Raw genomic sequence first — 12,154 nt, 5'->3', positions numbered from 1 at the left:
GAATGAGTGCTTTGACTGACTGGCAGACCGCGCCTGCCCTTCTCGCGCTTTCGGCGCTGATCGGCTATCTGTTGGGCTCCATTCCCTTCGGCCTCCTCCTGACCCGCATGGCCGGGCTGGGCGACGTGCGCAAGATCGGCTCCGGCAATATCGGCGCGACCAACGTGCTGCGCACCGGCAACAAGAAGCTCGCCGCCGCGACCCTGTTGCTGGACGCACTCAAGGGCACGGCGGCAGTTCTGGTCGCCAATGCGCTCTGGGGTTATGAGGCCTCCCTCGTAGCCGGTTTCTTCGCCTTTCTCGGCCATCTCTTTCCAGTCTGGCTGGGCTTCAAGGGCGGCAAGGGCGTGGCAACCTATATCGGGGTGCTGCTGGGCGCCGCTCCGCTGATGATGCTGGCCTTCGCGCTGATCTGGCTCGCGACCGCCTTCATCACCCGCTATTCGTCGCTCTCTGCGCTCGTGGCAATGCTGGTCATCCCCGTTGCCCTCTGGGTCCTCGGACCAGAAAAAACAGCGCTGCTCGTGACGCTGCTCAGCGTGATTTCCTGGTGGAAACATCGCGAGAACATTGCCCGGCTGCTGGCGGGCACCGAAAGCAGGATCGGTCAAAAGGGCTGAGGCCGTCTCGGGGATATGCCATGCCGCATGAGGAAACGACACGGCAGGGCATAGAGCTTTCCGCGCGGCAGCGGGTGGCGTGGCTACGGTTGATCCGCAGCGATAATATCGGTCCCGTCACCTTTCGCGAACTTATCAATCATTTCGGCAGCGCTGAAAAAGCGCTGGATGCGCTGCCCGAACTGTCGCGCCGTGGCGGTTCGTCGCGCAGTCCGCGCATCGCAACACAGGCAGAGGCGGAACGGGAGCTTGAGGCGGCCGAGAATTTCGGCGCGCGTTTCGTCGGCATCGGCGAACCGGATTATCCGCCGGCCCTGCGGCATGTGGACGGCGCGCCGCCGTTGATCGCCATGAAAGGATCGGCGGATACGGCGACGAGAGCCTGCGTCGGCATCGTCGGTTCGCGCAATGCTTCGATCAACGGCGCAAAATTCGCCGCCATGCTTGCGCGCGACTGTGGTCGGGCCGGTTATACGATCGCCTCGGGGCTGGCGCGCGGCATCGATGCGGCGGCCCACAGGGCGAGCCTTTCAACGGGCACTGTAGCAATGCTGGCAGGCGGTCTCGACCGCCCCTACCCGCAGGAAAATTTCGGACTTTTGCAGGAGATATACGATCAGGGCGGCGCGACGATCAGCGAAATGCCTTTCGGCTGGGAGCCGCGCGCCCGGGATTTCCCGCGGCGCAACCGGTTGATCGCGGGCGTGTCACTCGGCGTCGTCATCGTCGAGGCGGCGGAGCGTTCGGGCTCGCTGATCACGGCGCGGCTTGCCGGTGAAGCGGGACGACTGGTGTTCGCCGTGCCCGGCTCGCCGCTCGACTTGCGCTGCGAAGGCACGAACCGGCTGATCAAGGAAGGTGCCATGCTGACTACGGGAGCGGCCGATATTCTTGATGCACTGCGACCATTGATGGAGCCGCAATTGCCCAATGACCGGAAGATCGAGGAACCGCAGCAGGACGCTGAAATGTCACCACCGGGAGACAACGAGCGCAGCATCATCGCCGCTGCTCTCGGTCCCTCGCCTGTGGAGATCGACGACATCATCAGACACACGGGTTTCTCCGCCGCCACCGTTCATCTGGTGCTGCTGGAGCTCGATATTGCCGGGCGTCTAAACCGGCATGCCGGGGGGCGCGTGTCGCTCTTCATCGCGGATTGAGAGTTTGCGCCTTCCGCTCTGGATATCACCGACTTCGACATAGGCCATCTCGATGAGATAGCACAGCATATCGGCACCTTCCCGGTGGGCCACCTGCCGCAGTTCCGCCAGCATCTGGCGGATGTATGCCAAGCTCTCTCTGGTCCCTTCATTATCGGCATTATTGTTTGTTGCGTTCGGGACCATATATTTATCCTGAAAATTCACCCTGAAACGGGAAGCATTAAGTCTGTTCAAATGATGTTGCCCATCATAACCAATTTACCAAAGATTGCAATACAACGATAGATTATCCATAGGTTGTAGTCACCTGGAAGCGAGAAAATCGGGCTTGCCTCTTGACCAGCGGGCATTACCTGTCCATGTCGAATTATAAAGAAGGCCAATTGCGGCAATAGGCTGCAACCGGGGCCACGTTAACGGACCAGTTCCAGAGAAGAACAATATGAATGTCGTCGTCGTAGAATCTCCTGCCAAAGCCAAGACGATCAATAAGTATCTTGGCTCGGGCTATAAGGTTCTTGCATCCTTTGGCCACGTCAGAGACCTTCCTGCCAAGGACGGATCGGTGCTGCCCGACCAGGATTTCGAAATGTCCTGGGAGGTCGATAGCGCGTCCGCCAAGCGCATGAAGGATATTGCCGATGCGGTAAAATCCTCCGACGGCCTCTTTCTGGCAACCGACCCGGATCGCGAAGGGGAAGCCATTTCCTGGCATGTTCTCGATCTTTTGAAGAAGAAGCGGGTTCTCGGCGACAAGCCGGTGAAGCGCGTCGTCTTCAACGCCATCACCAAGAAAGCGGTGCTGGACGCGATGGCGAACCCACGCGACATCGATGTGCCGCTGGTGGACGCCTATCTCGCCCGCCGAGCGCTCGACTATCTCGTCGGCTTCAACCTCTCTCCGGTTCTGTGGCGCAAGCTGCCGGGTGCACGTTCGGCCGGCCGGGTGCAGTCCGTGGCGCTGCGTCTCGTCTGCGATCGCGAATCCGAAATCGAGCGTTTCGTTTCCGAAGAATACTGGAACATCAGCGCACTTTTGAAGACACCGCGTGGTGACGAGTTCGAGGCTAGGCTGGTTTCGGCCGATGGCAAGCGATTGCAGAACCGCGCCATCAAGACTGGCGACGATGCGAACCGGCTGAAAGCGCTGCTCGAAGGCGCGACCTATGTGGTGGATAGCGTTGAGGCGAAACCCGTCAAACGCAATCCCAGCCCTCCCTTTACGACCTCGACGCTGCAGCAGGCGGCCTCTTCGCGGATGGGCTTCGGCGCCTCGCGCACCATGCAGGTGGCGCAGAAGCTTTATGAAGGCATTGATATCGGCGGCGAGACCGTTGGTCTGATCACCTATATGCGTACCGACGGCGTGCAGATGGCCCCTGAAGCCATAGATGCCGCCCGCAAGGCCATTGGCGAGCAGTTCGGTGACCGTTACGTGCCGGAAAAGGCGCGCTTTTACTCTACCAAGGCCAAAAACGCCCAGGAAGCGCACGAGGCGATCCGCCCGACCGATTTCAACCGCACACCGGATCAGGTGAAGCGTTACCTCGATGCCGACCAGCTGCGCCTTTACGAGCTGATCTGGAAACGCGGTATTGCGAGCCAGATGGCGTCAGCTGAAATCGAGCGCACGACGGTTGAAATTCTCGCCAGCAACGGCGGCGAGAAGGCTGGCCTGCGCGCCGTTGGCTCCGTCATCCGCTTCGACGGCTTTATCGCCGCTTATACCGACCAGAAGGAAGATGGCGAGCAGAGCGACGATGGTGACGACGAAGGCCGTCTGCCGCCGATCAATGAGCGCGAGAACCTCGCCAAGCAGAAGATCAATGCCAGCCAGCACTTCACCGAGCCGCCGCCGCGTTATTCGGAAGCGTCCCTGATCAAGAAGATGGAAGAACTCGGCATCGGCCGTCCTTCCACCTATGCGGCGACGCTGAAGACGCTGAGCGACCGCGAATATATCGTCATCGACAAGCGCAAGCTGGTGCCGCATTCGCGTGGCCGGCTGGTGACGGCTTTCCTCGAAAGCTTCTTCACCAAATACGTCGAGTATGATTTCACCGCCGCCCTTGAGGAAAAGCTCGACCGCATTTCCGCCGGCGAACTGGACTGGAAGCAGGTTCTTCGCGATTTCTGGAAGGATTTCTTCGCGCAGATCGAAGATACCAAGGAACTGCGCGTCACCAACGTGCTGGATGCGCTGAACGAGGTTCTGGCGCCGCTGGTGTTCCCGAAGCGCGAGGATGGTTCCGATCCGCGCATCTGTCAGGTTTGCGGCACCGGCAATCTGTCGCTGAAGCTCGGCAAATACGGTGCCTTTGTGGGTTGCTCGAACTACCCTGAGTGCAACTATACCCGCCAGCTGACCTCCGATGGCGCGGAAGCCGAAGCCGCTGCTCTCAACGAGCCGAAGGCGCTGGGCGCTGATCCCATGACCGGCGAGGAGCTGACGCTTCGCTCCGGCCGTTTCGGGCCCTATATCCAGCGCGGTGACGGCAAGGAAGCCAAGCGCTCCTCGCTGCCGAAGGGCTGGAAGCCTGAGGATATCGATCACGAAAAGGCGTTGGCGCTCATCAACCTGCCGCGCGATATAGGCAAGCACCCGGAAACCGGCAAGATGATCTCGGCTGGTCTCGGCCGTTACGGACCTTTCCTGCTGCATGATGGTTCCTATGCGAACTTGGAGAGTATCGAGGACGTGTTCTCGATCGGCCTCAACCGCGCCGTGACCGTGATTGCTGAAAAGCAGAGCAAGGGTCCGGGACGCGGCCGTAGCGGCACGCCCGCTGCTCTCAAAGAGTTGGGCGACCACCCTGATGGCGGCCCGATCACCGTTCGTGACGGGCGCTACGGCGCCTATGTGAACTGGGGCAAAGTCAACGCCACCATTCCCAAGGGGCAGGATCCTGCATCCGTGACGCTGGACGAGGCGCTCGTGTTGATCGCCGAGCGCATTGCCAAGACCGGCACCGGCGGCAAGCCCGCCAAGGCCAAGAAAACAACCGCCAAGAAGGCCGATGGTGACGCCGCTTCAAAGCCGAAGGCGACCAAGGCCAAGGCGGCGACAAAGAGCAAGACGGCCGCCAAGCCGAAGGCAGCGGCCAAACCCAAGAAGGCAGCAGAGTGAGCAAAGCGCCGCGTCAGAGACAGGGTTCCGCCAGCGACGGTTTCGGACGCACCGGGCGCGGCAAGCGGGTGAGCGAAGGTGAAGGCATCATCCACGGCGAGGTGCCTTCGCGTGAAGTGCTGCTGAAATTCATCGCAGACCATCCGCAACAGGCCTCCAAACGCGAAATTGCCAAGGCTTTCGGGCTGAAGGGTGAAAACCGCGTTGTCCTCAAGGCGCTGCTGAAGGAACTTGAAGTCGACGGCATGGTGCACAAGAGCCGCAAGTCGCTGACGCGACCGGGCGGCCTGCCGCCTGTGACGGTTCTCGACATCACGACCCGCGACAAGGACGGCGAACTGATCGGCCGCCCGGCGGAATGGCCTGAGGATTTGGGCGCAGCGCCGGCCGTGCTGATCCGCCAGTCCTCGCAGGACCGTGGCAAGAAGGCCCCGGCCGCCGGTCTCGGCGACCGTATTCTCGCGAAAATCTTCCCTTCGAAGGAAAGCACCGGTCCCGCCTACACCGCCCGCGTCGTCAAGCTGATCGACCGCCGCCAGAATGCACTGCTCGGCGTGTTCAAGGAGACGCCCGGCGGCGGCGGACGGCTGATGCCAATCGATCGCCGCGGCGAGGAAATGGTCATCGATCCTGATGGCGTCGGCGATGCCAAGGATGGCGATCTGATCGAGGTCGAAACCTCGCGCAACAGCGGTCGTTACGGCCTGACGCGTGCCAAGGTTCTCTCGGTCATCGGCTCGGTGGCCTCGGAAAAGGCGATCTCCATGATCGCAATCCACGCCCACGGCATCCCGCATATATTCCCGCAGAATGTTCTTGCCGAAGCGGATGCGGCCAAGGCAGCGACGATGTCCCACCGCGAGGACTGGCGCGACCTACCACTCATCACGATCGATCCGGCCGACGCCAAGGATCACGACGATGCGGTCTATGCCGAACCGGACACATCGCCCGACAATCCCGATGGTGTCATCGTCACCGTCGCCATTGCCGATGTCTCCTGGTATGTTCGGTCGGGTTCGCCACTGGACCGCGAGGCGCTGAAACGCGGCAACTCCGTTTATTTCCCGGATCGCGTCGTACCGATGCTGCCGGAGCGTATTTCCAACGATCTCTGCTCGCTGAAGGAAGGGGTCGACCGCCCTGCCCTTGCGGTGCGGATGACTTTCTCGAAGGAAGGCCGCAAGGCCGGCCATACCTTCCATCGGATCATGATGAAGAGCGCCGCCAAGCTCTCCTACCAGCAGGCACAGGCAGCGATCGACGGCAAGCCCGACGACAAGACCGGACCGCTGCTGGAGCCGATCCTGAAGCCCCTGTGGCACGCTTATGAGGTGATGAAGCGAGGCCGTGACCGGCGCCAGCCGCTGGAACTCGACATGCCCGAGCGGAAGATCAAGCTGCGCCCTGACGGCACCGTCGACTCCGTGGTCATTCCCGAACGTCTCGATGCGCACAAGCTGATCGAAGAAATGATGATCCAGGCAAATGTCGCCGCCGCCGAGACGCTGGAAAAAAAGAAGCAGCCGCTGGTTTACCGTGTCCACGATGCGCCCACGCTTTCCAAGCAGGAGGTGCTGCGCGAATTTCTCGGCACGATCGGCATTACCATGGCCAAGGGTGCGGCCATGCGCGCCAATTCCTTCAACGGCATTCTGGCACGCGCTCTCGACACGCCGCACCAGATCATGGTCAACGAGATGGTGCTGCGCAGCCAGAGCCAGGCTATTTACAGCCCCGAAAATATCGGCCATTTCGGCCTGAACCTCATGAAATATGCCCATTTCACCTCGCCGATCCGCCGGTATGCCGACCTCATCGTGCATCGCGCGCTGGTGGGTTCTCTGGGGCTAGGCGAAGGCGGCATCACGCCACAGGAAGAAGCGACACTCGACGATATCGCCGCTGAAATCTCGACCTTCGAGCGCCGCGCCATGGCGGCCGAGCGCGACACCGTCAACCGCCTGATCGCCCATCATCTTTCCGAGCGGGTCGGCGAGGAATTCGAGGGCCGGGTCGGCGGTGTCACCAAGGCGGGACTATTTGTCGCGCTTCCGCAGTTTGGCGCTGATGGTTTCGTTCCTATATCTACACTCGGAACGGATTATTTCCTGTATGACGAAGCCCATCAGGCTCTCACGGGGGAAAAGACCGGTCTTGGTTATCAGCTTGGCGACACGGTGCAGGTAAGGCTCGCGGAAGCGGTGCCGCTGGCGGGTGCGCTCAGATTCGATATGCTGAGTCCCGGGCGGAAGATGCCGGTGGGCGTGCGCTCGTTCCACAAGGCCGGACGGCGGACAGTACGGGCTGCCGCCAAGCCCGGAACACGGCCGCCGAGAAGGCGACGATAACAAAGCCGCCTCAGCGGTTGAACGGACGGGAAGGACTTAAGGATGAGTGCACATCAGGGCTCGGAGACAGTTACCTTCGGAGACGATAGCGCCGAGCGGCCGCTTGGCCGGTCCATCATGCGCGGCATGGCCAATCGCTGCCCGGCCTGTGGCAGCGGCCGCCTCTTCCGCGCCTGGCTGAAGCCGGTGGACGCCTGCGCGGCCTGCGGCGAGGAAATGCACCATCATCGGTCGGACGACCTGCCACCCTATATCTCCATCGTCATCATCGGCCACATCGCGGTCGGCGGCTTCATGATGACGGACATGGTTCTAAACATTCCCATGTGGGCTCATTTCGCCATCTGGGTACCGATCACAATTCTGGCCGCGCTTCTGACGCTGCAGCCCATCAAGGGCGGCGTCATCGGTCTGCAATGGGCGCTGCGCATGCATGGCTTCGACGGGAAAAAACCGCAGATACAGATAGACGGCTCCTCGCACTGACGCGCGCGGGTCTTGTACATGCCCCGGCATTCCACCAAGGCGGAAGCGGCAAGCGCGCCATTGCGGCCGCGCGATGCCGCCTCCCTCATTCTGTTCGACCGATCCGGCCCGACGACACGGGTGCTGATGGGCCAGCGCAGCAGCGCCCACGTCTTCATGCCCGGCACTTATGTCTTTCCAGGCGGCAAACGCGACCCGCGCGACCATGCGCTGCCCTTTTCCGGCGATCTGCATCCCGCTGTCCTTGACAGCCTGACGGCGTCGGCTTCGCGGCGCCTGAGCGTCGCCGGGGCAAGGGCGCTGGCGCTTGCCGCCGCGCGCGAACTTGTGGAGGAAACCGGGGTCGAGCTTGGGCCGGCCACTGAAGGTCCGGACCTCTCCTGTTTCCGCTATGTGGCGCGCGCCATCACACCGCCCGGCAATGTCAGGCGTTACGACACGCGATTCTTTTGCTGTTATGCCGACGAATTGCGGCTGGATATCCGGCTAACCCGGGATTCCGAAGAGCTTCACAACGTGCAATGGCTTGACATGACAGACCTTTCCGGTCTGAACATGCCGAAAATCACGCGTACGGTTCTCGAAGATGTCACAAATTTCATGATAGGTGATCCCTCACTGCCCTATGAAAGCCCCGCGCGGCTTTATGTCACGCGCCACGGCCAGTTCATTCGAGACTTTGTATAAAGGCCGTCATGTCACAAATGAAATGCGAAGAAGCGGATGCCATTCACTGGCCCTCACTGATCGCCGCCATTTCCGCCATCAGTGCGGTCGGCGTCGCCATCGGCCTTGGCCTGCCGCTCCTGTCGATCATCCTTGAGAAACGCGGCATCTCCTCCACCATGATCGGGGTGAACTCGGCCATGGCCGGCGTCGCGGCCATGATGGCGGCCCCGGTGACCACCAAGATCGCCCATGATTTTGGCGTGGCCCGCACCATGTTGTTTGCGGTTTTCATCTCCGCGCTGAGCGCGCTCGGCTTTTATTTCGCCGATGCTTTCTGGATGTGGTTTCCGCTGCGAATCGTCTTCCATGGCGCAACCACCACGCTCTTCATCCTCTCCGAATACTGGATCAACATGACGGCGCCGCCGAAGAAGCGCGGTATGGTTCTCGGCATCTACGCCACCGGCCTTGCGGTCGGTTTTGCCGTTGGTCCGCTTCTGTTTTCGGCGGTTGGCAGCGAAGGCATCCTGCCTTTCCTCGTCGGGGCGGCAATCATATTGCTTGCGGCAATTCCCATCTTCATGGCGCGTGGTGAGAGCCCGGAACTGGACGAGCGGCCCAACCACCATTTCGTCCGTTATGTCTGGCTGGTGCCGATGGCATCAGCCGCCGCTTTCGTCTTCGGCTCGGTACAGGCAGGCGGCCTTTCGCTGTTTCCGATCTATGCCACCAGAGAAGGCTTCAACGAATCGCAGGCGGCCCTTCTCCTTACCGTGATGGGCATTGGCAACATGGTCTTCCAGATACCGATCGGCCTGCTTTCTGACAGGATGAAAGACCGGCGGACGATGCTGGGCCTGATGGCCCTTGCCGGCGTCTGCGGCACGCTGGCCCTGCCGTTCCTGGTGGAAAGCTGGATCCTGGTGGCGGCACTGCTGCTGTTCTGGGGCGGCCTCGTTTCCGGCATGTATACGGTCGGCCTTACCCATCTCGGGTCGCGTCTGAAGGGTGCCGACCTGGTGGCCGCAAATGCCGCCTTCATCTTCTGTTACGCCATTGGTACGATCGCGGGGCCGCAGGCCGTGGGCATTTCCATGGACGTCGCCGGAACCGACGGCTTCGCCTGGTCGCTGGCGGTATTTTTCGGGCTCTACGTGATCCTTTATGCCGTCCGTTTTGTTTTCCGGGCAAAACAGGCTTGACTTTTCAGGCGCGATACGTAGTTTCGCGCCAGATTTAGCCGAGGTGAGAAGCGCCTGCGGCTTCTCTTTTGTTTAAAGGCAGGACGACCATGGCGAAAGCTACAACAATCAAGATCAAGCTGCTGTCGACAGCCGACACCGGTACCTTCTACGTCACCACCAAGAACAGCCGTACGTTCACGGACAAGATGACGAAGACGAAGTACGACCCGGTTGTACGCAAGCACGTCGAATTCAAGGAAACCAAGATCAAGTAATTTCTTGATCGGTGTTCCGGCAAAAGCGCGCCCCCACGGGCGCGTTTTTTGTTTATGCGGATACAGGTCATTCGCTCAGCAGAATGCCCTGTCGACACGGCTTCACGCCTGGCCGGCTGCCCCACCTGATTCTCTCCGCCGCGCCGGCGACAACATATGTTGCAGGTTTGATACCACTGCCCCCCGTCAGCGGCCACAGGCCGTCCGATTGCCCGGCGGGGCAACGGAAAACGCCGACGGCTACCCCTACGATGCGGAACGTGACTGTAAGAGAAAGCGACGGCGTGTCGACTTCACGGCGTTGGGAATGCCGCCGATCTTTTCAAAGCGAGTGATGCTCCAACGCATCAAGCAGGGAATAAGGCGGCCGGCCAACGATGCGTTACGGCACGAGGAACCGAATCGAACATCGTCAGCCGACCGACCCCACGATTCAGGAGATGCGGCGGACCTGAGCATCATGGGGCATTCAAACTACGCAAAACCAGCCCCTGACAAGCGAAACCGCAGCGGCACACGCCGCTCTCATTCCATCATCAAAAGACGGAAGAACCGCCGGAAGAACTGTTACTCTCAATAAGGAGTGTGCGCAGAAGTAAAATAAAAATCAACAAATTCTTAAGCCAGCGACAAGTCACCTGAAAAACATGGTTAAATATACAACGCTGGCACACTATAGTTTTTCACGAGATTGAATTCAATATATTTTTCAACTTGAAATCTAGTTGCCTCGCGCGATTTCGCCTTTTCATTGCATGAAGTTAAAATACAGGCGAAGTCAGGGACTTGGCTCCTAAAGACCGGACTTTCCTTTGTCGTTTTCTTGAGACATCCGAAATTATTTTGGACGGCGGTGCAATTCTCCCGCACCGCTACTTCGTAAAGCCGTTCAGGCGGCCGCCGATACGACGCGGTTTCGGCCGGCGTGTTTAGCCTCGTAAAGCGCCCTGTCAGCCTGCCTCAGCAGTTCGTCCGGCGTTCCAAAGGCGCCGCTGCCGGATGCTATGCCGAGCGATGCCGTGATGCTCAGTTCACGATCGATGGAACGGACGTAGAAAGGCTTGTCTTCCACGATCGTCCGCAGGCGTTCGGCAACGCTCGCAGCAAGCTCTATCGGCGTGTCCGGCATGACGACGACAAATTCCTCGCCGCCGTAGCGGCAGGCGAGATCGGCGCCGCGGACCGTGCTGCGGATGCGTGCCGCAAATTCCCGCAGGACTTCGTCACCCACATCATGACCATAGGTATCATTGACCAGCTTGAAGCGGTCTATATCGGTCATGCAGATGGAGATCGGGCGGCCGCGGACAGCGGCGCGGTCGAAGAGTATCTTGAGATGATTGTCGAGATAACGACGATTGTTGAGGCCGGTCAGGCCGTCAACAATGGCGAGCTCCATGGTGTGCTGGAGATTGAGCCGCAGATGTTCATTGTAGCGTTTGCGCCTGATCTGCGTCAGCGATCGCGCAACGAGTTCGTTGGGATCGATCGGACGAAGGATGTAATCGTTGACGCCGAGATCCAGCGCGCGCGCCACCATGTCGTCGGCCCCCTGCTCCGCCACGAGGAGCAACGGAAGGAAACGGGTCCGCTCCAGCGAGCGAAGCTGCGAGCACAGTCTCAGCGGATCGTAATCTTCGAAATTCGAATTGACGATGACAAGCTCGAAGGGATTGCCTGTCGCCTTGAGCAGGGCCGCCTGCGGCTCCGTGACGGCATCCACCTCTGCCACCGGCTTCAGCGCCCGAACGATGCGCTCCTGCGAGCTGGCGCGGCCATCCGCAACCAGAATCCGGCCCGGCGTCTGCATCAGCCCATCGCTGCGCAGCATCTCTTCGATGCCAATCTGACGGGCAGCTTCAGCGCGCACGCGCAATTCGTCGCTAACGGCCTTCAGGCGCACCAGGCTTTTGACGCGGGCGATCAACTGCAGGTCATTGACCGGCTTGGTCAGGAAATCATCGGCTCCAGCCTTCAGACCCCGCACGCGATCCGAGGGCTGATCCAGCGCCGTGACCATCACAACGGGGATATGCGCCGTATCCGGATTGGCTTTCAGCCTTTCGCAGACTTCGAAACCATCCATCCCCGGCATCATGATATCGAGGAGGATGATATCGACCTGCTCTTTATCGCAGATGGCAAGCGCCTTGAAGCCATCCTCGGCGGTAACGACATCGAAATACTCCGCCACCAGCCGGGCCTCGAGAAGCTTCACATTGGCCGGAATATCGTCAACAACCAGAACTCTCGCCGTCATAACCGTTCCCCAGTCG

10 protein-coding genes are annotated in these 12,154 nt (G+C 60.4%); 8 read left to right on the top strand and 2 right to left on the bottom strand.

What is annotated here, in order from left to right:
- Positions 1–2 precede the first annotated feature (2 nt).
- Positions 3–620: a glycerol-3-phosphate 1-O-acyltransferase PlsY gene (plsY, locus tag DOU54_RS19305; protein ID WP_004441376.1), complete on the top strand. Its 618-nt coding sequence runs from the start codon at positions 3–5 to the stop codon at positions 618–620.
- Positions 621–640: 20 nt separating this feature from the next.
- Positions 641–1,783 (top strand): DNA-processing protein DprA, encoded by a 1,143-nt coding sequence (gene dprA / locus DOU54_RS19300; protein ID WP_113381058.1) that lies wholly within the window; start codon positions 641–643, stop codon positions 1,781–1,783.
- On the opposite strand, the gene DOU54_RS19295 is transcribed toward dprA, so the two are convergent.
- A complete protein-coding gene (locus DOU54_RS19295; RefSeq protein WP_037089089.1) occupies positions 1,736–1,969 on the bottom strand; it encodes a hypothetical protein in 234 nt (77 codons plus the stop codon). The genes dprA and DOU54_RS19295 overlap by 48 nt on opposite strands.
- Positions 1,970–2,228: 259 nt before the next feature.
- Between DOU54_RS19295 and topA the strand changes: the two genes are divergently transcribed.
- The 6 genes from topA (at position 2,229) to rpmG (ending at position 9,878) form a co-directional block, all read left to right on the top strand.
- Positions 2,229–4,913 carry a type I DNA topoisomerase gene (topA, locus tag DOU54_RS19290; protein ID WP_113381057.1) on the top strand — a complete coding sequence of 895 codons (2,685 nt, stop codon included), beginning with the start codon at positions 2,229–2,231 and terminating at the stop codon, positions 4,911–4,913.
- Complete coding sequence (gene rnr / locus DOU54_RS19285; RefSeq protein ID WP_034495749.1) at positions 4,910–7,264, top strand: ribonuclease R; 2,355 nt, start codon at positions 4,910–4,912, stop codon at positions 7,262–7,264. The genes topA and rnr overlap by 4 nt, the downstream gene beginning before the upstream one ends.
- Before the next feature lie 42 nt (positions 7,265–7,306).
- Entirely contained in the window at positions 7,307–7,750 is a 444-nt protein-coding gene (locus DOU54_RS19280) for a DUF983 domain-containing protein (RefSeq protein WP_004441365.1), read from the top strand.
- An 18-nt stretch (positions 7,751–7,768) separates the two neighbouring features.
- Positions 7,769–8,437 carry an NUDIX hydrolase gene (locus tag DOU54_RS19275; RefSeq protein WP_113381056.1) on the top strand — a complete coding sequence of 223 codons (669 nt, stop codon included), beginning with the start codon at positions 7,769–7,771 and terminating at the stop codon, positions 8,435–8,437.
- Between the two features lie 17 nt (positions 8,438–8,454).
- Positions 8,455–9,621 carry an MFS transporter gene (locus tag DOU54_RS19270; RefSeq protein ID WP_162749577.1) on the top strand — a complete coding sequence of 389 codons (1,167 nt, stop codon included), beginning with the start codon at positions 8,455–8,457 and terminating at the stop codon, positions 9,619–9,621.
- Positions 9,622–9,710: 89 nt separating this feature from the next.
- On the top strand, positions 9,711–9,878 hold the full coding sequence (gene rpmG, locus DOU54_RS19265; protein ID WP_003496403.1) for a 50S ribosomal protein L33: 168 nt from the start codon (positions 9,711–9,713) through the stop codon (positions 9,876–9,878).
- 889 nt (positions 9,879–10,767) lie between these two features.
- Here the strand turns inward: rpmG and DOU54_RS19260 are convergent.
- The gene (locus tag DOU54_RS19260) at positions 10,768–12,138 is read right to left on the bottom strand and encodes a PleD family two-component system response regulator (RefSeq protein ID WP_004441356.1); all 1,371 of its coding nucleotides are present in this window, start codon (positions 12,136–12,138) and stop codon (positions 10,768–10,770) included.
- Positions 12,139–12,154: the final 16 nt, after the last annotated feature.

It is taken from the genome of Agrobacterium sp. MS2, assembly GCF_003261015.1.
In the GTDB taxonomy this organism is placed as follows: domain Bacteria; phylum Pseudomonadota; class Alphaproteobacteria; order Rhizobiales; family Rhizobiaceae; genus Agrobacterium; species Agrobacterium pusense.
This window is presented reverse-complemented; position numbering and strand designations above follow the sequence as displayed.